The sequence below is a fragment of the Streptomyces sp. NPDC058257 genome (assembly GCF_042881845.1).
Lineage (GTDB): Bacteria > Actinomycetota > Actinomycetes > Streptomycetales > Streptomycetaceae > Streptomyces.
Map to the genome: position 1 here is coordinate 468,924 of NZ_JBHVXJ010000001.1, position 18,644 is coordinate 487,567.

17 protein-coding genes and 1 pseudogene are annotated in these 18,644 nt (G+C 71.5%); 14 read left to right on the plus strand and 4 right to left on the minus strand.

All coding sequences use genetic code 11. From position 1 onward, the window contains the following. Positions 1 to 97: 97 nt before the first annotated feature. Positions 98 to 1,891 (plus strand): FAD-dependent oxidoreductase, encoded by a 1,794-nt coding sequence (locus ACFVXC_RS01970; RefSeq protein WP_389900544.1) that lies wholly within the window; start codon positions 98 to 100, stop codon positions 1,889 to 1,891. A 61-nt stretch (positions 1,892 to 1,952) separates the two neighbouring features. Beyond that, the gene (locus tag ACFVXC_RS01975) at positions 1,953 to 2,903 is read left to right on the plus strand and encodes a DUF3048 domain-containing protein (protein ID WP_389900546.1); all 951 of its coding nucleotides are present in this window, start codon (positions 1,953 to 1,955) and stop codon (positions 2,901 to 2,903) included. Between the two features lie 19 nt (positions 2,904 to 2,922). On the opposite strand, the gene ACFVXC_RS01980 is transcribed toward ACFVXC_RS01975, so the two are convergent. After that, a complete protein-coding gene (locus ACFVXC_RS01980) occupies positions 2,923 to 3,390 on the minus strand; it encodes a MarR family winged helix-turn-helix transcriptional regulator (RefSeq protein WP_389900547.1) in 468 nt (155 codons plus the stop codon). A gap of 212 nt (positions 3,391 to 3,602) precedes the next feature. Between ACFVXC_RS01980 and ACFVXC_RS01985 the strand changes: the two genes are divergently transcribed. From ACFVXC_RS01985 to ACFVXC_RS02015, 7 genes and pseudogenes are all read left to right on the plus strand, one after another. Beyond that, a complete protein-coding gene (locus ACFVXC_RS01985; protein ID WP_389900548.1) occupies positions 3,603 to 4,406 on the plus strand; it encodes a CoA transferase subunit A in 804 nt (267 codons plus the stop codon). Beyond that, positions 4,406 to 5,041, plus strand: a pseudogene (locus ACFVXC_RS01990) (CoA transferase subunit B); the annotation flags it as partial. The gene ACFVXC_RS01985 and the pseudogene ACFVXC_RS01990, both read left to right, overlap by 1 nt. Positions 5,042 to 5,193: 152 nt before the next feature. Further along, positions 5,194 to 5,964: a protocatechuate 3,4-dioxygenase subunit beta gene (gene pcaH / locus ACFVXC_RS01995; protein ID WP_389901530.1), complete on the plus strand. Its 771-nt coding sequence runs from the start codon at positions 5,194 to 5,196 to the stop codon at positions 5,962 to 5,964. Next, positions 5,964 to 6,518 carry a protocatechuate 3,4-dioxygenase subunit alpha gene (pcaG, locus tag ACFVXC_RS02000; protein ID WP_389900549.1) on the plus strand — a complete coding sequence of 185 codons (555 nt, stop codon included), beginning with the start codon at positions 5,964 to 5,966 and terminating at the stop codon, positions 6,516 to 6,518. The genes pcaH and pcaG overlap by 1 nt, the downstream gene beginning before the upstream one ends. Continuing rightward, positions 6,515 to 7,891 carry a 3-carboxy-cis,cis-muconate cycloisomerase gene (gene pcaB, locus ACFVXC_RS02005; protein WP_389900550.1) on the plus strand — a complete coding sequence of 459 codons (1,377 nt, stop codon included), beginning with the start codon at positions 6,515 to 6,517 and terminating at the stop codon, positions 7,889 to 7,891. The genes pcaG and pcaB overlap by 4 nt, the downstream gene beginning before the upstream one ends. Continuing rightward, complete coding sequence (gene pcaD / locus ACFVXC_RS02010; RefSeq protein WP_389900552.1) at positions 7,888 to 9,000, plus strand: 3-oxoadipate enol-lactonase; 1,113 nt, start codon at positions 7,888 to 7,890, stop codon at positions 8,998 to 9,000. The genes pcaB and pcaD overlap by 4 nt, the downstream gene beginning before the upstream one ends. 85 nt (positions 9,001 to 9,085) lie before the next feature. Continuing rightward, entirely contained in the window at positions 9,086 to 10,786 is a 1,701-nt protein-coding gene (locus tag ACFVXC_RS02015; protein ID WP_389900554.1) for a serine/threonine-protein kinase, read from the plus strand. A gap of 93 nt (positions 10,787 to 10,879) precedes the next feature. Here ACFVXC_RS02015 and ACFVXC_RS02020 read toward each other — a convergent pair whose 3' ends face one another. Beyond that, positions 10,880 to 11,896, minus strand: coding sequence for an alpha/beta fold hydrolase (locus tag ACFVXC_RS02020; protein WP_389900556.1), 1,017 nt, complete (start codon positions 11,894 to 11,896; stop codon positions 10,880 to 10,882). Positions 11,897 to 12,238: 342 nt separating this feature from the next. Between ACFVXC_RS02020 and ACFVXC_RS02025 the strand changes: the two genes are divergently transcribed. Further along, positions 12,239 to 12,625 (plus strand): hypothetical protein, encoded by a 387-nt coding sequence (locus tag ACFVXC_RS02025; protein ID WP_389900558.1) that lies wholly within the window; start codon positions 12,239 to 12,241, stop codon positions 12,623 to 12,625. Positions 12,626 to 12,748: 123 nt separating this feature from the next. Beyond that, positions 12,749 to 14,251, plus strand: coding sequence for a SulP family inorganic anion transporter (locus tag ACFVXC_RS02030; RefSeq protein WP_389900559.1), 1,503 nt, complete (start codon positions 12,749 to 12,751; stop codon positions 14,249 to 14,251). 72 nt (positions 14,252 to 14,323) lie between these two features. Here ACFVXC_RS02030 and ACFVXC_RS02035 read toward each other — a convergent pair whose 3' ends face one another. Next, positions 14,324 to 15,292, minus strand: coding sequence for an SDR family oxidoreductase (locus tag ACFVXC_RS02035; protein ID WP_389900561.1), 969 nt, complete (start codon positions 15,290 to 15,292; stop codon positions 14,324 to 14,326). 20 nt (positions 15,293 to 15,312) lie between these two features. After that, positions 15,313 to 16,086, minus strand: coding sequence for an SDR family oxidoreductase (locus ACFVXC_RS02040; protein WP_389900563.1), 774 nt, complete (start codon positions 16,084 to 16,086; stop codon positions 15,313 to 15,315). 67 nt (positions 16,087 to 16,153) lie between these two features. Here ACFVXC_RS02040 and ACFVXC_RS02045 point away from each other — a divergent pair, with 67 nt between their 5' ends. From ACFVXC_RS02045 to ACFVXC_RS02055, 3 genes are read left to right on the plus strand one after another with little or no spacing between them, the layout of a single operon-like run. Beyond that, positions 16,154 to 16,921 carry an enoyl-CoA hydratase family protein gene (locus tag ACFVXC_RS02045; RefSeq protein ID WP_389900564.1) on the plus strand — a complete coding sequence of 256 codons (768 nt, stop codon included), beginning with the start codon at positions 16,154 to 16,156 and terminating at the stop codon, positions 16,919 to 16,921. Next, positions 16,918 to 17,781 carry a CoA transferase subunit A gene (locus ACFVXC_RS02050; protein ID WP_389900565.1) on the plus strand — a complete coding sequence of 288 codons (864 nt, stop codon included), beginning with the start codon at positions 16,918 to 16,920 and terminating at the stop codon, positions 17,779 to 17,781. Before ACFVXC_RS02045 ends, ACFVXC_RS02050 begins: the two co-directional genes overlap by 4 nt. Continuing rightward, positions 17,778 to 18,605 (plus strand): CoA-transferase subunit beta, encoded by an 828-nt coding sequence (locus ACFVXC_RS02055; protein ID WP_389900566.1) that lies wholly within the window; start codon positions 17,778 to 17,780, stop codon positions 18,603 to 18,605. Before ACFVXC_RS02050 ends, ACFVXC_RS02055 begins: the two co-directional genes overlap by 4 nt. Positions 18,606 to 18,644 lie beyond the last annotated feature (39 nt).

Genomic DNA, 18,644 nt, shown 5'->3' on the forward strand with positions numbered 1-18,644 from the left:
TTCCGGCCCGCGCTCGCACGCCGCTTCCACGTGACCGGCGGCGACCGTAGGCTCCGGCGCCGGATACGGGAGTTACTTACGGTAAGGGGGACGGGTCATGGGGTACTCGGGAGTTACGGGCAGCACGAGACGGACGTTCGTCGCGGGGGCGGCCGCGGCGGGCGGCGTGGCGGCGCTCGGGGCGGGGGCACTGCCCGCGGCGGCCGGCGACCGTGCCTCGCGGGCGGACCCGGCCAAGCATTCCGTGGCCGTGCTCGGCGGCGGCGTCGCCGGTCTCACCGCCGCCCACGAGCTGGCCGAGCGCGGCTTCGCCGTCACGGTCTACGAGCGCAGGGCCCTGGGCGGCAAGGCCCGCAGCATGGACGTACCGAACAGTGCGAAGGGCAACCGCAGGCCGCTGCCCGGTGAGCACGGGTTCCGCTTCATCCCGGGGATCTACCACAACCTCCCCGACACGATGCGCCGCATCCCCTTCCCGGGCAACGCGAACGGAGTCTGGGACAACCTCGCCGCGCCACGCGAGATGTCGTTCGCGCGCACCGGGCGCGAGGACATCCGGATGCCGATCCCCTGGCCGGGCAGCGATCCGGAGAGACTCACTCCGGACGACATCGCACGCGCGCTCACCGCGCTCCTCGACACGGCCTTCAACCTGCCCGCGCACGAGGTCGCGTACTTCGTGAACCGCGCCCTTGTCTTCCTCACCAGCTGCGACGAACGCCGCGACGACACCTGGGAGTCGACGCCCTGGTGGGAGTTCGTGCGCGCCGCGAAGATGTCGCAGGACTACCAGCGCATCCTCGCGATCGGCGTCACCCGCAACATCGTCGCCACCAAGGCCGAGGTGGCGAGCACCCGCACCGTCGGCACGCTCGGCGAGGCCTTCGTCTTCAACCTGCTCGGCCAGGGCGCGGACGGCCCGCCCGACCGGCTGCTCAACGCGCCCACGAACGAGGCATGGATCGACCCCTGGGTGACCCATCTGAAGTCCCTCGGCGTGGAGTTCCGCGTCGGCTGGACCGTACGGCAGCTGGGCTTCTCGGGCGGCAGCGTCACCAAGGCCGTCATCGAGGATCCCGACGGCGTACGCCGTGACGTCACCGCCGATCACTACATCCAGGCCATGCCGGTGGAGCACGCGCGCAGGACGTGGAGCGCGGAACTGAAGAGCGCCGACCCGCAGTTGGCGCGCTGCGACAAGCTGGAGACCGACTGGATGACAGGCATCCAGTTCTATCTGACGGAGCGTCCACCCGTGGTGAAGGGCCACTTCAACTGTATCGACTCGCCCTGGTCGCTCACCGGCATCGCGCAGGCCGGCCACTGGCCGGAGCGCGACTTTCCCGCGGACTACGGAGACGGCGTCGCGGTCGAGTGTCTCTCCGTGGACATCTCCGAGTGGGACAAGCCGGGGATCCTCTACGGCAAGACGGCCAAGCAGTGCACGCGCGACGAGGTCGCCAAGGAGGTGTGGGCGCAGCTCAAGGCCGCGCTCAACGACACCGGCAAGGTCGTCCTGAGCGACGGCAAGCTGCACTCGTGGTTCCTGGACCCGGGCGTCGACGGCATCGGGACGCCCAACCCGACCAACGAGGACGAGCTGCTCATCCACCCGGTCGGCACCTTCCACAACCGCCCGTCGGCCGCCACGAGGATCCCCAACCTCTATCTGGCGGGCGACTACGTGTCCGTGCCGATCGACCTCGCGACGATGGAAGGGGCGAACACTTCGGCGCGCCAGGCGGTGAACGCCCTGCTGGAGAGGGTCGGTTCGGATGCCGCACCGTGCTCGGTGGCCTCCTTGTTCCGCGCCCCCGCGGTCGAAATCCTCAAGCGCCATGACCGCGTCCGCTACCGGCTCGGCCTGCGCAACGCCCTTGATCTGGGCTGACCTCGTCCGATCCTGGCCCCGTGGGGTGGGAGGGCCGGGGCGGACGGGGTAGGAAGCCCGTATGCGAACGCGGAGATGGACACGACGCACGACGGTGGCCGCGGTGGCGGCCGTCGCCGCTCTGGGCTGCCTCGCGCCGGGCTGCACCCTCAGCGACACCGGCGGCGGCGACGGGAAGGCGGCTTCCGACGGCGACGGGCACGTACTCGCCGTGAAGATCGACAACGTGGGCCCCGCACGCCCGCAGACGGGTCTGGACGCGGCGGACGTCGTGTACGCGGAGCAGGTCGAGGCGGGGCTGAGCCGTCTGATGGCGGTGTACGCGAGCAAGCCGCCGCCCGTCGTCGGTCCGGTGCGCAGCGCGCGGGAGACGGATCTTGAGCTGCTGAGGCAGTTCGACGATCCGGCTCTCGCGTTCTCCGGGGCGCAGTCGAAGCTCCTCCCGCTGGTCTCGGCCGCTCCCCTGCGCCCGCTGTCACCCGGCAAGGCGCCGGGCGACGCCTACTTCCGGGGCGGCGGAAAGGTGGCCCCGCACAACCTCTTCGTACGCCCGAGAGCACTGGACGCCGACGCGGGCACGGGGGGTCTTCAGAGCACGGGCTTCACCTTCGGCGCGCGCCCGAAGGGCGGTACTCCGGAACGTGCGGCCACGGTCCGCTTCCCCGCGGCGCGGTTCACCTTCGACTGGTCGGCCGAGCGGAAGCGCTGGCTCGTCTCCATGGACGGGGCGCAGGCCCGCACGATTGACGGCGGGACGCTGGGCGCGTCGACGGTCGTCGTGCAGTACGTGAAGGTGCGCGAGTCCCGCTTCCACGACCGCTCGGGCAGCAACACGCCGTTCACCGAGACCGTCGGCTCGGGGAAGGCGCGGGTCCTGCGGGACGGCCGGGCCTACGAGGCGCGCTGGGAGCGGACGTCTGCGCAGGACGGCACGGAGTTCACCACGGCGGACGACGGCGAGCGGCTGCCGTTCGCGAAGGGGCAGGTGTGGGTGGTGTTCGCGAAGGCGTGACGCGGGCCCTGCCGGGGAGTCAGCCGTTGGTCGCGGCGAAGGGTTCCGCGGGATTGCGCAGGCCCTCCGCCGCGTCCGAGACCCGCTGGATCAGGTCGAAGAAGAGGGTCTGCTCGTCCGCGGAGAGCGGCCCGAGGAAGACCTGGTTCATCCGGGCCGTCCGCACCGTCAGCTTGCGGTGCGTGCGCTTGCCCTGGTCCGTCAGGTGCAGCAGATACCGGCGGCCGTCCTGCGGATCGCGCACCTTGTCGAGCAGCTCACGGCGGATGAGACGGCTGATGACCTCCGCGATGGTGGACCGGTCGAGGCCGACCCGCTCGCCGACGGTGCGCTGATCGAGGCCCGGCTCGGCGACGAGCGCGTTCAGGACGGCGAACTGCGGCGAGGTGATCTCCTCGGAGACCATCGTGTTCCACAGCAGATAGTGCGCCTGCTGCAGACGCCGGGCCAGGTGCCCGGGGTGGGTGGTCAGGTCCACCGCGGCCATGAGTTCCTCCACTGCCTCGTACCGGCTGCTGCCCTGTACCGGCTGCCTTGTACCGGCTGCCTTGCACCGGGTTTTTCGTAGGTGCACTGAACAGTACTCGCCCTTGACGGCCTACGGAACGAGTGGCAGCGTGAGCCGGACCTCGTAAAGATAGTCAGTGCCCTGATTAATTCGTAGGGCATCGAAGGCCTGGAAGAGATGGGGATCGACGGATGGACAAGGTGGTGGCCTCGGCTGCCGACGCGGTGGCCGATGTGGGCGACGGTGCCTCCCTCGCGGTCGGCGGGTTCGGGCTGAGCGGTGTGCCCGGCGTGCTGATCGAGGGGCTGTACGAGGCCGGCGTTTCGGGCCTGCGGGTGGTGTCCAACAACTGCGGGGCGATGGAGTCGGGGCTCGCGGTGCTGCTCTCGGCGGGCCGGATCGCTCGGGTGACCGGGTCGTACATCGGGGCCAACAAGGAGTTCGCCCGCCAGTACCTGGGCGGTGAGCTGGAGGTGGAGATGATCCCGCAGGGCACGCTCGCCGAGCGGCTGCGGGCCGGAGGGTGCGGGATTCCCGCGTTCTACACACCGGCCGGGGTGGGCACGCAGGTCGCCGACGGCGGGCTGCCGTGGCGCTACGACGGCTCGGGCGGGATCGCGCTCGCCTCACCGGCCAAGGAGGTGCGCGAGTTCGAGGGCGAGGAGTACGTCCTGGAGCGCGGCATCCGTACCGACTTCGCGCTCGTGCGGGCGGCCAAGGGCGACCGGCACGGGAACCTCGTCTTCAACAAGTCCACCCGGAATTTCAACCCCCTGGCCGCGATGGCAGGACGGGTCACGATCGCCGAGGTGGAGGAGCTTGTGGAGCCGGGCGAGATCGACCCCGACGCGGTACACCTGCCGGGGATCTATGTCCAGCGGGTCCTGGAGCTGACCCCGGAGCAGGCGGCGGACAAGGGCATCGAACGGCGTACGGTCTCCGCGCCCGCTTCCCCTCCCGCCGCCTCCCCGGCACGAGGGACGGTGAGCGGCTGATGGCCTGGACCCGTGAACAGATGGCCGCCCGCGCCGCACGCGAGTTGCGCGACGGCCAGTACGTGAACCTGGGCATCGGACTGCCCACACTGATCCCCAACTACCTCCCCGAGGGCGTCGAGGTGGTCCTGGAGTCCGAGAACGGCATCCTCGGCGTGGGGCCGTACCCCACGGACGCCGAAGTGGACCCGGATCTGATCAACGCGGGCAAGGAGACGGTCACCGTCCGCCCCGGTGCCTCCTACTTCGACTCCGCGCTCTCCTTCGGGATGATCCGCGGCGGCCACATCGATGTGGCGGTGCTCGGCGCGATGCAGGTCTCCGCGCGCGGCGACCTGGCCAACTGGGCGATCCCGGGCAAGATGATCACGGGGATCGGCGGGGCGATGGACCTGGTGCACGGGGCGCGAACGGTGGTCGTGGCGATGACGCACACCGCCAAGGACGGCTCCCCCAAGATCCTTGAGGAGTGCGCGCTTCCGCTGACCGGCCGGGCCTGCGTGAATCGGATCATCACCGACCTCGGCGTCCTGGACGTCACCGAACACGGCCTGGCACTAGTCGAGTTGGCCCCGGGCATCACAGTGGACGAGATCGTCGCCAAGACGGCGGCCGAGGTCCACATTCCCGAAGCCATCGCTGAAGCCATCCCTGAAGCCATCGCTGAAGCCATCCCTGATGCCATCGCTGAGGCCATCCCTGGCGCTGCCTCCGATGCCGCCTGCGAAGCCGTGTCCGGAGGAATCCCGTCATGAGTCCGCGTGACGTCTACGGAGCTGATAGCCACATGCCCCTCACCGATCCCCTGCCCGACGGGCTGAGCCAGCGGGAGATGGACACGGAGGTCGCCAAGGCGCAGGCATCGGCCGCGCCCACCGACCACCCGCCGCGCGACTATCCCCCGTACCGCAGCAGCCACTTCCGATACCCCAGGCAACAGCTGATCCCTCTTCGCGACCCGGAGGCGGTGGAGCTGAGCGGACCCGCGTTCGGCGTCACCGACATCACGGCGCTCGACCGCGACCTGACACGGCAGCACCCGGGCGAGCCGCTCGGTGAGCGGATCGCCGTGTCCGGCCGTGTCCTGGATCGCGAAGGGCGCCCGGTGCGCGGCCAGTTGGTCGAGCTGTGGCAGGCCAACGCGTCCGGCCGGTACGCCCATCAGCTCGATCAGCACCCGGCGCCGCTCGACCCGAACTTCACGGGGTTCGGCCGCTGTCTGACCGACGACGAGGGAACGTACTCCTTCACGACCGTCAAGCCGGGCGCGTACCCGTGGCGCAACCACGTCAACGCGTGGCGCCCGGCGCACATCCACTTCTCGCTCTTCGGCACGGCGTTCACACAGCGCCTGGTGACGCAGATGTACTTCCCCGGCGACCCGCTGTTCGCCTACGACCCGGTCCTGCGCTCGGTCACCGACGATTCGGCGCGGGCGCGCCTGGTCTGCGCCTACGACCACGATCTCTCCGTCCCCGAGTGGTCGCTCGGCTACCGCTGGGACATCGTCCTGGACGGCCCTTCCGCGACGCTCTTCGAGGAAGGCGACAAGCACTGATGTCGTACGCTCCCACTCCTTCCCAGACCGTCGGCCCGTTCTACGGCTACGCGCTGCCCTTCCCGCGCGGCGGCGAGGTCGCACCGGCAGGCCACCCGGACACGATCACACTGCACGGGTACGTGTACGACGGCGCGGGAGACCCGGTACCCGACGCCCTCATCGAGACCTGGCAGCCCGCACCCGACGGCTCCCGCACGGGGGCGCCGGGCTCGCTGCGGCACGACCCGGTCACGGGCGAGGTCATCGGGCGTGACGGAGTCGCGTTCACCGGGTTCGGCCGTGTCCCGACCGACGCGGACGGCCACTGGGCGATCCGTACGCTCCCGCCGGGCGGCGTCTCGTACATCGCGGTGGCCGTGTTCGCGCGAGGTCTGCTCCACCACCTGTACACGCGCGCCTACCTGGTCGAGGAGCCGGGCGACGCGCTCCTGGGCTCCCTCGACCCGGCGCGACGCGCGACACTGGTCACCCGCCCCGAGGCGTACCGCACGTACCGTTTCGACATCCGCCTTCAGGGCGAGGGCGAAACGGTGTTCCTGGAGTTCCAGTGAGTCTTGAAGGTACGGACGTCGGCCTGCTCTCCCCCGGGCGAGCGGGCTCCCCTGCCGAAGCCGCGACGGGCGACACCGCCTTCCTGCGGGCGATGCTCGACGCGGAGGCGGCGCTGACGCGGGCTCAGGCGACAGTGGGTCTGGCCCCCTCGGGGGCGGCAACGGCCGTCTCCGCCGCGGCCGACGCCGGTCGCTTCGACGTACGCGATCTCGCGCTCCGCGCGCGGTCCGGCGGCAATCCGGTGATCCCGCTGGTCGCGGACCTGACGGCGGCGGTGCCCGCGGACGCGGCGCCGTACGTCCACCGGGGCGCCACGAGCCAGGACATCATGGACACGGCGATGATGCTGGTCGCGCGGCGCACGCTGGACCTGATCCTGGCGGACCTGACCCGCACGCAGACGGCACTCGCCCGCCTCGCGAGACAGCACCGGGACACGGTGATGCCGGGCCGCACCCTGACGCAGCACGCGGTCCCGACGACGTTCGGCCTGAAGGCGGCGGGCTGGCGCTCGCTGGTGCTCGACGCGCGGGACAGAGTGCGGCCGGTACGCGACGCGCTTCCCGCTCAACTGGGGGGCGCGGCAGGCACGTTGGCCGCGTTCGGGGCGTACGCGCGCGGGGCGCGCCCGCCGGGGGCGTTCGCGGCGGACGCCGCACTCGGGGCGGGCCTCGTCTCGGCCTACGCCGACCACCTGGGTCTTGTCGAACCCGCCCTTCCCTGGCACACCCTGCGCACCCCGGTCGCCGACATCGCCTCGGTGCTCGCCTTCACTGCCGGGGCCCTCGGCAAGGCGGCCACGGACATCCTCACCCTCTCCCGCACGGAGCTGGCCGAACTCTCCGAGGGAGCGGGGGGCGGTTCCTCCGCCATGCCCCACAAGGCGAACCCCGTCCGCTCCACCCTCGTCGCCGCCGCGGCCCGCCGCGCCCCCGCCCTCGCGGCGACGCTCCACGCGTCGATGGCGGCCGAGGACGAACGCCCCGCGGGCGCCTGGCACGCGGAGTGGGAGGCCCTGCGCGACCTCCTGCGCACGGTCGGCGGCGCGAGCCTGCACGCGGCGGAGCTCACCGAGAACCTCCGGGTCCACCCGGAGGCGATGCGTGAACACCTGGGTCTCACCGACGGGTTGATCGTCTCCGAACGCCTCACGGCGGAGCTGACACCCCTCCTGGGCCGGGCCCGTGCGAAGGAGGTGCTCACGTCGGCGGCCCGGCGCACCCGGGACGAGGGCAGGTCCCTCGCGCAGGTGCTTGCCGACGAGCCCGGTCTCGCCGGGATGTCGGCCGTCGACCTCACCGAACTCACCGACCCCACCCGTTACACCGGCTCAGCCGGAACCCTCACGGACCGAGCCCTGGAGCGACGATGACCGGCAAGCTGCCGCACCACACCACCGAGGGCGCCCCGACCGCGCCCCCTCTCCTCCTCGGCTCCTCGGTCGGCACCTCCACCGCCCTGTGGGACGCCGTGGCACCCGAACTCTCCACCACCCACCGGGTCGTACGCTGGGATCTGCCCGGTCACGGCAAGTCCCCCGCCGATCTGATCGGCCCGGGAGCGAGCGTCGCCGACCTGGCCGCACTCGTCCTCGCGCTCGCCGACTCTCTCGGCGTCGACCGTTTCGCGTACGCGGGCGTCTCCCTCGGTGGCGCCGTCGGCCTGCACCTGGCCGCGCACCACCCGGAGCGGGTGGCGAGCCTCGCCGTGATCTGCTCCTCCGCGCACTTCGGCGGCAGCGCACGCTGGGAGGAGCGCGCCGCGCTCGTGCGCCGCGAAGGCCTCGCGGCACTCGCGCAGAGCGCGCCGGAACGCTGGTTCACGCCCGGGTTCACCGTCCCCCGCCTGGTGGACGACCACCGGAACACCGATCCCGACGCGTACGCCGCGTGCTGCGACGCGCTGGCGGCGTACGACATCAGGCAGTCGCTCGCGACGATCACCGCACCCACGCTCGTCGTCGCGGGACGCGAGGATCCGGCGACGCCACCCGCCCACGCGCGCGAGATCGCCGACGCGGTGCCGGGCGCCTGCCTCACGGAGCTGGCGGGCGCCTCGCATCTGGCGCCGGCGGAGCGACCGGAGGCCGTGGTCGCCGCGCTGCGCACGCACTTGACGGGCGCGGACGCGACCGGGATGGCTGTGCGCCGAGCGGTCCTGGGGGACGCGCACGTGGACCGCGCTCAGGGGAACACCACGCCCTTCACGGCCCGCTTCCAGGATTTCATCTCCCGCTACGCCTGGGGCCAGATCTGGACCGACCCGACCCTCGCGCACCGCGAACGCAGCATGATCACCATGACCGCTCTGGTCGCGCACGGGCACTACGACGAGCTCGCCATGCACATCCGGGCGGCCCGCCGCAATGGGCTCACACCGGAGGAGATCGGCGCGGTGCTCCTCCAGACGGCCGTCTACTGCGGTGTCCCCGCGGCCAATTCGGCCTTCGCTGTGGCACAGCGGGTCCTCGCGGAGGAGTGACGGAGGAGCGGAGGCCCACCAGGCACCCTTTAGGCTGCTGCTGATCAGGGGGCAGGGGATCAGGGGAGCAGGGGGACGAGGGCCGATGAACGACGCGACTGAGGTGTTCCAGCCGTTGCAGGCGGACGACCCGCCCACCGTGGCCGGTTACCGCCTCGCCGCCCGGATCGGCGCGGGCGGCATGGGCCGGGTCTATCTGGCGCACACGCAGGGCGGCCGACCGGTCGCGATCAAGGTGGTACGGCCCGAGCTGGCCGACGATCCGGCCTTCCGGCGGCGGTTCAGCAGGGAGATAAAGGCGGCCCAGCGGGTCAAGGGCGCCTACACGGCCGAACTGATCGACGCCGACGCGGACGGCGTACCGCCTTGGCTGGCCACGCTGTACGTGGCCGGGCCCTCCCTGTCGGAGGCAGTCGCCCGGAGCGGGCCGCTGCCGGTACCGGCGGTGCTGTGGCTGATGGCGGGGGTCGCCGAGGCGCTGCAGGCCATCCACAGTGCGGGAATCGTGCACCGGGACCTGAAGCCGTCGAACGTGCTCCTTGCCGCCGACGGGCCGCGCGTCATCGACTTCGGCATATCGCTGAGCTCCAGCGCCACTTCTGCGCACACCGTCACGGGTTCCGTCGCGGGCACGCCCCAGTTCATGGCTCCCGAGCAGGCGTCCACGGGCGACGTCACCGCGGCCACCGACGTCTTCGCGCTCGGCCAGACAGCGGCGTTCGCGGCGCTGGGCGAGCCGCTGTACGGGGACGGGCCCTCGGTCAGCGTGCTGTACCGGATCGTGCACTCGGAGCCCGATCTCTCCCTGCTGCCCGCGCAGTTGCGTCCGCTGTTCGCCCGTTGCCTGGCCGCCGATCCGGCGGAGCGGGCGACCCTGGCGGAGATCGTCGACTGGTGCAGGCAGCGCCTCGGCGGGGAGGCCGCCGTGGATGCGGGGCCTGCTGTGTGGCGGGAGATCACCGGGCCGGAGGTGAGGGTTCCGGCCCCGGTTCCCCACCCGACCCGGGTGCACCCCGCCCCCGTGTACACGCGGCCGTTGTTCGCGCCGCCGCAGCGGACGGTGCCCTCGGAGCCGGAAAGACCGCGGGCCCGCCGAAGACGCAACGCGTTCATCACGGCCGCCGCGGTGGCAGGCGCGCTGCTGCTCACGGGGTTGACGTGGACGGTGATGGACGCGACGGACATGCTCCGCGGCAAAGGCACGTCCTCGGAGTCCGGTTCCCAGACGCCCGACCGGTCACCGGCGTCCGGAGCGGCGTCCGGGGGATCCGCGCGCGAGGGTGAGAACTCGGCGGCCGGTGAGAACTCGGGTTCCGGCGACAGGAATGACCGGGCGGCGGACGGATCGCTCCCCTCCTCCGACTCCTCCGACTCCTCCGGCTCCTCCCCGACCGGGTCCACGCGGCAGCGAGCCGTCGCGTACCCACAGGAGTGGTTCGACGAGAAGAACTCCGTGAGCCTGAGGAAGCCGATCGACCGCAAGGACCGCAAGGGGGACATCCGCTTCGTCTGCGAGGGGAACAGCTGCTCGCTGGAGAGCGACAAGAGCCTGATCATCCCGCTGTACGGCAAGCCGGGAGCCACCCTCGGTTCGTGCCGTATCGCCCTCAAGGGCGCCGACAGCCACGACCTCCCGCTGGCCGCCGTGGCGGCCGGCAGCGAGATCTGCGTGCAGAACCCCTCCGGAGACATCGCCCTGCTCGTGGTCCTGGTGAAGTCGACCGCACTACCGAAGGGCGGGTTCAGCTTCTTGAGCGCGGACATGACGGTCTGGCAGGCGCGTTAGCCGCCTGGCGAGCACGTCAGCCGCCTGGCGGGCACGTCAGCAGTCTGGCGAGCGCGTGGGGCATCTTGAAGCCTGAGGCTTCCCGAGGAAGCCTCAGGTGGCGCTCCGCTCGCTCGCCTCGCGATACCGCCTTTCCATCTCGTCGACGTGGGCCTCGTCGCCCGGCCGCCCCGCCCGCAGCAGGCGCCACCACTGCTCGATGCTCCAATTGGCCGGTTCCGTCGACCCGATGAACTCCTCGACGAGCGCGAGGAAGCGCGCGGGATCGGCGTGGAAGGGGAAGTGCCCGGCTCCCTGGAAGATTTCGAGGCGGCTGTCGGGCATCGCCTCGTGCGCGGTGAACGCGTGGTCGACCGGCACGACGCCGTCCCGGTCGCCCCAGACGAGGAGCGTGGGCATGCCCTGGGCGAGGTAGCAACGGTCCAGCATGGTGACCACCTGGCCGCGCCAGTCGACGACGGACCGCAGCGTGCGGATGAACGCGGCCCGCGCCCACACGTCCGGGAGCGCGTCGACCAGGCCCATCAGCTCGGGCGCGTCCTGCCCCAGACCGGTGTCGAGCAGCCGGAGCAGGGCGACGACCGCCCGTACCGGCAGGTCGGCGCCCGGCAGTCCGAGCAGGGAGAGGAACAGCGCGGCGCCCGGCAGCGAGACGCCCCGCAGCACGGGAGCGACCTGCGGACCGACACCGCCCGTGCTGACGAGGACGAGCCGCTCGACGCGTTCGGGGAACTGGTAGGCGAACTGCATGGCGACACCGCCGCCGAACGAGTGCCCGACCAGGGTGACCCGCTCGACGCCGAGCACGCCGAGCAGATCCCGGACTCCGTTGGCGTACGCGGCCACCGAGTAGTCGGCTCTCGGCTTCTCGGACGCGCCGTGACCGAGCAGGTCGGGCGCGATGACCGTGTGATTGCGGGCCAGTTGGGGGATGAGCGGGTTCCACGTCGCCGATGAGTCGCCGATGCCGTGGACCAGCAGGATCGCCGGCCCTTCCCCCGCGACGCGGTACGCGCGCCGGTATCCGTGCACGGTACGGAATCGCAGGGCGACCTCTCTCTCTTCGCCGGTGGGAAGCCGCCTGGGCTGGAAGGGCAGGATCCGCGCCATGGGCCGGAGTGTAGGTGGGCGGCGCGGCGGGGTGGTTTCGGGTGGGTTTCGGGTGGCTCAATACGGGCGCGCCCACGACTGCCCCGTTGTCTGCGTACGGTCGGCCCGTGCACTGACCCACCGACTCCGCGACTCCGCGACTCACCGACCCGCCAACCCGCCGACCCGCCGACCCGCACCGGGCGGGGCCACACACTCCGCCCGCGCAAACACGCCACGCACGTCCGACCGAAGGGTGGCTATCGCGCCAAGTCACTACTTGGTCACCCAAATGACATATCCGGCGGGTTAAGTTGCTTGGTGACCATGCGAGTTACGCGGCCACGTGAGGACTTTGCCACCGTGACGGGATCCGGAGCACGCAGGCGGGTGCTGCCCGCGGCGCCGCCCGCCGTGCTGGTCGCCGTACTCCTGGTGATCGTCCAGTTCTTCGCACACGGGATCAACGAACCCGCTTCCAGCGCGGAATTCCGTACGCAACCGGCCACGGCTCCGTACGCGCAGTGCGGCGACGACACCCACCCGGACCAGACCTCCGAGCGCTTCCGTGCCCGCGGCCGGCCGCACTGCCGCGGCCTCGTCTCCGATACGGCTCCGCGACTGCACGCCCGCACCGTCACGACCGCGGACGACAGCACGCCCGTGTGCTGTCCCGCCGCCGTCGCCCACCAGGGGACGAGACCCCCGGGCCGCGAACCGACAGCTCTTCTCCAGGTCTTCCGCTGCTGATCGGCCCCTCCGGTACGACCATGCCGCCAGGCCCTCCTGTCTGACGCGCCCGTCGGCCGGACCCGAACACCGGTCCACTTCACGCCGATGCGCCACCCCCACGGCGCTCAGGAGTCAACCGACATGCAGCTTTCCCCTGCCCCCGTACTCGACCGCGCCCGTTCCCTGTTCAGAGCGTCGAACGGCGCGCGGCACGACGTCGCCGCCTCCGTAGTCGTCTTCCTCGTCGCCCTGCCCCTGTGCCTGGGCGTGGCCGTCGCCTCCGGAGTGCCCGCCGAACTCGGTCTGATCACCGGCATCGTCGGCGGCCTCGTCACCGGTCTGCTGCCCGGCAGCAGCCTCCAGGTCAGTGGTCCCGCCGCGGGTCTCACCGTCCTCGTCCACGAGGCCGTCCGGGAGTACGGCCTCGCGGCGCTCGGCGCCCTCGTGCTCGCCGCCGGGATCCTCCAGCTGGCCATGGGCGCCCTCCGGCTCGGCCGCTTCTTCCGAGCCATCTCCGTGTCCGTCGTCGAGGGCATGCTCGCCGGGATCGGACTCGTCCTGATCGCCGGGCAGTTGTACTCCATGGCGGACCGCGAAGCCCCCGCGAGCGGCCTCGGCAAGATCACCGGGCTGCCGGGCCTGCTCACCGGGGTGTTCGGCTCCGAACGCGCGCTGACCGCCTGCGCGCTCGGCGCGGGCACCATCGCCGTGCTCGTGTTCTGGCGCAGGCTCCCCGCGAAGCTCCGTGTGATGCCCGCCCCGCTCGCCGCCGTGGCGCTCGCCACGGGTGCCTCGCTGCTCCTCTCGCTGCCGGTGGCCACCGTCGAGGTGCGGGGGCTCCTCGACGCGGTGCAGATGCCCGACGCCGCCGCGTTCGGGGGTCTGCTGAGTGTCGGCGCCATCGGTACCGTCCTCGCGTTCGCCCTGATCGCCTCGGCGGAGAGCCTGTTCAGCGCGGCCGCTGTGGACCGTCTGCACGACGGTCCGCGCACGTCGTACGACAAGGAACTGATGGCGCAGGGCGCGGGCAACACCGTGTGCGGGCTGCTCGGCGCCCTGCCGATGACCGCCGTCATCGTCCGCAGCTCGGCCAACGTGCAGGCGGGCGCCCGGACGAAGGCGTCCCGCGTCCTGCACGGCTTCTGGCTGCTCCTCTTCTCGGCACTGCTGCCCGCCACGCTCGCCCTCATCCCGGTCGCGGCCCTCGCGGGCGTCCTCGTGCACGCGGGCTGCAAACTCATCCCCGTACGGCAGTTGGCGGAGTTCTGGCGCGAGAACCGCGGCGAGGCCGTCGTCCTGGTCGTGACGGCCGTGGCGATCGTTTCGGTGAACATGTTCGAGGGGGTTCTGATCGGCCTTGCCCTCGCCGTCATAAAGATCGCCTGGGAGACGCCGCACGTGGACGTGGAGGTCGTCGACAAGCGCGCGGGCCCCGTCCGCGTCCACCTGTCGGGGCACGCCACGTTCCTGTGTCTCCCCAAGCTCCTCGACGCACTCGAGGCACTGCCCCAGGACCGCCCGATCGAGCTCGATCTCACGGAGCTGCGGCACCTGGACCACGCGTGCCATACGTCCCTCGAGAGCTGGGCGGAGCGGCACAGCGCACAGGGCACGGCTCCGGTGCGGGTGGCGTCCGGGGCCTGACCTTCGTCCGCGGTCCACCGTCCGTACCGCCGGACCGGCTCAGGTGAAGCCCGTCCGGCGGTGCTCCGCCGCCTACCTCGCCCCGTACACCGACTGTGGCACCTCCGCTTCAGCGAGCAGTTTCAGCGCCGCGTCGCCTGCCTCCGCCGGGGTCCAGCGGGCGCCCTTGTCGGCCGTCGGCCCCGGCCGCCAGCCCTCCATGACGGTGACGCGCCCCGCTTCGGCCTCGAAGACACGGCCCGTGACACCGGCGGACGCCTCGGAGCCGAGCCACACCACGACCGGTGACACGTTCTCCGGAGCCATCGCGTCGAAGCCGCCGTCCTCGGGCGCGGCCATGGTCCGCTCGAAGGTCTGCTCCGTCATCCGCGTCCGCGCGGCGGGCGCGATCGCGTTGACGCGCACTCCGTAGGAGGCGAATTCGGCGGATGCGACCATGGTGAGCCCGAGGATCCCGGCCTTGGCGGCGCTGTAGTTCCCCTGCCCGACGCTTCCCAGAAGGCCCGCACCGGAGCTGGTGTTGACCACGCACGCGTGCCGCGCGCGCCCTGCTTTCGCCTCGCCGCGCCAGTACGCCGCCGCGTGCTTCAGCGGCAGGAAGTGCCCCTTCAGATGTACGCGCATCACCGCGTCCCAGTCGTCCTCGTCGAGGTTGACCAGCATCCGGTCCCGCAGGAACCCCGCGTTGTTGACCAGGGTGTCGAGACCTCCGTAGGTGTCGAGCGCGGTCCGCACCAGGGACGCGGCGCCCTCGGACGTGGCGATGTCGCCGCTGTGCGCGACGGCCTCGCCGCCCGCCGCGCGGATCTCATCGACGACGTCGTGCGCGGGCCCACCGGAGGATCCGGAACCGTCGGGCCCCACACCGAGGTCGTTGACGACGACCTTGGCGCCCTCGGCGGCGTACGCGCGCGCGTGCGCACGGCCGAGGCCGCGGCCCGCGCCCGTGACGATCACGACGCGGCCCGCGCAGATGCCCGTGCTGCCCGTGCTGCCCGTGCCCGGCTTTTCGGCTGAGGTCGTGCGGGACTCCTCGGTCATACGGAACTCCTCCGATACGTTCAGTGATTGACGGACGCGGCGTCGAGGAACGCGGGGCGTTCGCCGCCCCCGTGCAGGTGCAGCGCGGCACCGCTGATGTAGCGGGCGCTGTCGGAGGCGAGGAAGACGCACGCGTCCCCGACGTCCGAAGGATCGGCGAGGCGGCCCAGCGGGACGGTGCGGGCGACCTCCGCGATGCCGCCCTCGTCGCCGTAGTGAAGATGGGCGCTCTCGGTGCGGGCGAGGCCGAGCACGACGGTGTTCACGCGCACCTTCGGGGCCCATTCGACGGCCATCGTGCGAGCGAGGTTCTCCAGGCCCGCCTTGGCCGCGCCGTACGCACCGGTGCCGGGCGAGGGCCGGGAGCCGCTGACGCTCCCGATCATGGTGATACTGGCCGCACCGTCACCGGGTTCACGGCCTCGCATCACCTCGTACGCCGCCAGGGACGCGTACAGCGGGGCCAGCAGGTTGAGTTCGACGATCTTGGCCTGGCGGGCGGGGGCGGACTCGGCGAGCAGTCCGAAGGGCGTGCCGCCCGCGTTGTTCACCAGCGCGTCCACCCGCCCGTGATCGGCGGCGACTTCGGCGAAGAACCTGTGCGCGGCCTCCGCGTCGCGCAGGTCGAGAGGCCGGAACTCGGCGGCGGCGCCCGCCGCTTCGACCGGGTGCTCCGGCGGTCTGCGGGCGCAGACGACGACCCGCGCACCGGCGGCGAGGAAACCGCGGGCGATACCGGCGCCGACGCCTCGGGTGCCGCCGGTGACGACGACCACCTGTCGGGTGTCAGTCATCGCTGCTACCTTTCTAACTAACAAATGTTTGGTTGAAGGGCCTGGTTGAAAGGTAGCGGATCCTCTGATGTCTGTCTCCACCTCCACACCGGACAAAGGCGTGGCTGTCGTCACCGTCGACTTCCCGCCCGTCAACGCCCTGCCCGTGCAGGGGTGGTTCGACCTGGCGGCCGCGGTGCGCGCGGCGGGCCACGACCCCGGGACGCGCTGCGTCGTCCTGGCCGCCGAGGGCCGCGGGTTCAACGCGGGCGTGGACATCAAGGAGATGCGGCGCGACAGCGGCCACAGCGCGCTGATAGGCGCGAACCGCGGGTGCTACGAAGCGTTTTCGGCGGTGTATGAATGCGAGGTGCCGGTGGTGGCCGCGGTGCACGGCTTCTGTCTGGGCGGCGGCATCGGCCTCGTGGGGAACGCGGACGCGATCGTGGCCAGCGAGGACGCGACGTTCGGCCTTCCCGAGCTGGACCGCGGCGCCCTCGGCGCGGCGACACATCTAGCCCGCCTGGTGCCGCAGCACCTGATGCGCGCTCTGTACTACACCTCGCGCACGGCCACCGCGGCCGAACTGCACGCGCACGGCTCCGTGTGGCGGGTCGTACCACGAGCGGAACTGCGCGCTGCGGCATTGGAGTTGGCGCGCGAGATAGCCCAGAAGGACGGCACGCTCCTTCGGTTCGCCAAGTCGGCGATCAACGGCATCGACCCCGTCGACGTGCACCGCAGCTACCGCTTCGAGCAGGGCTTCACCTTCGAGGCGAATCTGAGCGGTCTGGCCGACCGCGTCCGCGAGGACTTCGGGCAGGAATCCGGCAAGGAAGAGAAGGGCAGGGCATGACGGACAAGACCATGACGCCCGACGAGATCGTGGGGCGGCTGCGGAGCGGGATGACGCTCGGCATCGGCGGCTGGGGCTCGCGCCGCAAGCCCATGGCCCTGGTGCGGGCCCTGCTGCGGTCCGGCATCACGGACCTCACCGTCCTCTCATACGGCGGCCCGGACATCGGTCTGCTCGCCGCGGCCGGGAAGATCCGCAAGCTGGTCACCGCGTTCACGACACTCGACTCGATCCCCCTGGAGCCGCACTTCCGCGCGGCGCGCGAGCGCGGCGCCTTCGAACTCGTCGAGCTGGACGAGGCGATGTTCATGCAAGGCCTGACGGCCGGCGCCCAGCGGCTGCCGTTCCTGCCGATCCGCGCGGGCCTCGGTTCGGACGTCCTACGGGTCAACCCCCAGCTGCGTAAGGTCACTTCGCCGTACGAGGACAGGGAGGAGCTCGTGGCCGTCCCCGCCCTGCGGATGGACGCGGCACTGGTCCATCTGAACCGCGCCGACCGCCTGGGCAACGGCCAGTATCTGGGCCCGGATCCGTACTTCGACGACTTGTTCTGCGAGGCGGCCGACACGGCGTACGTGTCGTGCGAGCGGATCATCGATTCGAGCGAACTCACCGAGCGGACCGCGCCGCAGACGATGCTGATCTCCCGGCACGCGGTGACGGGCGTGACCGAGACGCCCAAGGGCGCGCACTTCACCTCGTGCGTGCCGGACTACGACCGCGACGAGCCCTTCCAGAAGGCATACGTCACCGCCGCGAGCGACCCGGACGCCTGGAAGAAGTTCGAGGACCGCTTCCTGACCGGCACCGAGCAGGACTACCAATCGGCCGTCCGGACCTGGCACGAGGAGCAACGATGAAGCAGACCGACCCGACGGCGACGACCGCCGCGCCCGGGGCGAGCGCCGCGTCTGAGGAGGCGACCGCCCCGAGCGCCGCCACCCGCAGCGAGTACTGCGTGATCGCCTGTGCCGAGGCCTGGCGGGACGCCGGTGAGATCCTCGCGTCCCCGATGGGCACGGTCCCGGTGATCGCCGCCCGCCTTGCCAAGCTGACGTTCTCGCCCGACCTGCTGCTCACGGACGGGGAGGCGCTGTTGATCGGCGATGTGCCCGCCGTGGGGGCGCCGTCAGCGGTGACGGAGGGCTGGCTGCCGTACCGCCGGCACCTGACGATGGCCATGGGCGGCAGGCGTCACGTGATGATGGGCGCGAGCCAGATCGACCGCTTCGGCAACCAGAACATCTCCTGCATCGGCGACTGGGAGCGGCCGAAGCGCCAGCTGCTCGGCGTGCGCGGGGCACCGGTCAACACCCTGAACAATCCCGTGAGTTACTGGATCCCCCGGCACTCGACGCGCGTCTTCGTCGAGAAGGTCGACATGATCAGCGGCGTCGGCTACGACAGCGCGGCTGCGGCCGGCCCTTCCGCCACCCGCTTCCACGACCTGCGGCGGGTCGTGTCGGACCTCGGTGTCTTCGACTTCGGGGCGGCGGACCACGCGATGCGTCTGGTGTCCCTGCATCCGGGTGTCACCGTCGATCAGGTGCGCGAGGCGACGGGCTTCACGCTGGCCACGGCGGGCGAAGTGCCGTGCACCCGCGAGCCGACCGCCGAGGAACTGCGGCTGATCCGGGAGGTGGTGGACCCGCGCGGTCTGCGCGAACGCGAGGTGCGCTCGTGACAGCGGCCCCGGCGGGCTCGGCCCCCACGGGATCGGCCC

What these genes read in the sequence shown, in the direction of transcription:
- ACFVXC_RS01970 (WP_389900544.1), top strand. Translation starts at nt 98, where the DNA reads ATGGGGTACTCGGGAGTTACGGGCAGCACGAGACGGACGTTCGTCGCG.
- ACFVXC_RS01975 (WP_389900546.1), top strand. Translation starts at nt 1,953, where the DNA reads ATGCGAACGCGGAGATGGACACGACGCACGACGGTGGCCGCGGTGGCG.
- ACFVXC_RS01980 (WP_389900547.1), bottom strand. Translation starts at nt 3,390, where the DNA reads ATGGCCGCGGTGGACCTGACCACCCACCCCGGGCACCTGGCCCGGCGT.
- ACFVXC_RS01985 (WP_389900548.1), top strand. Translation starts at nt 3,603, where the DNA reads ATGGACAAGGTGGTGGCCTCGGCTGCCGACGCGGTGGCCGATGTGGGC.
- pcaH (WP_389901530.1), top strand. Translation starts at nt 5,194, where the DNA reads ATGCCCCTCACCGATCCCCTGCCCGACGGGCTGAGCCAGCGGGAGATG.
- pcaG (WP_389900549.1), top strand. Translation starts at nt 5,964, where the DNA reads ATGTCGTACGCTCCCACTCCTTCCCAGACCGTCGGCCCGTTCTACGGC.
- pcaD (WP_389900552.1), top strand. Translation starts at nt 7,888, where the DNA reads ATGACCGGCAAGCTGCCGCACCACACCACCGAGGGCGCCCCGACCGCG.
- ACFVXC_RS02015 (WP_389900554.1), top strand. Translation starts at nt 9,086, where the DNA reads ATGAACGACGCGACTGAGGTGTTCCAGCCGTTGCAGGCGGACGACCCG.
- ACFVXC_RS02020 (WP_389900556.1), bottom strand. Translation starts at nt 11,896, where the DNA reads ATGGCGCGGATCCTGCCCTTCCAGCCCAGGCGGCTTCCCACCGGCGAA.
- ACFVXC_RS02030 (WP_389900559.1), top strand. Translation starts at nt 12,749, where the DNA reads ATGCAGCTTTCCCCTGCCCCCGTACTCGACCGCGCCCGTTCCCTGTTC.
- ACFVXC_RS02035 (WP_389900561.1), bottom strand. Translation starts at nt 15,292, where the DNA reads ATGACCGAGGAGTCCCGCACGACCTCAGCCGAAAAGCCGGGCACGGGC.
- ACFVXC_RS02040 (WP_389900563.1), bottom strand. Translation starts at nt 16,086, where the DNA reads ATGACTGACACCCGACAGGTGGTCGTCGTCACCGGCGGCACCCGAGGC.
- ACFVXC_RS02045 (WP_389900564.1), top strand. Translation starts at nt 16,154, where the DNA reads ATGTCTGTCTCCACCTCCACACCGGACAAAGGCGTGGCTGTCGTCACC.
- ACFVXC_RS02050 (WP_389900565.1), top strand. Translation starts at nt 16,918, where the DNA reads ATGACGGACAAGACCATGACGCCCGACGAGATCGTGGGGCGGCTGCGG.
- ACFVXC_RS02055 (WP_389900566.1), top strand. Translation starts at nt 17,778, where the DNA reads ATGAAGCAGACCGACCCGACGGCGACGACCGCCGCGCCCGGGGCGAGC.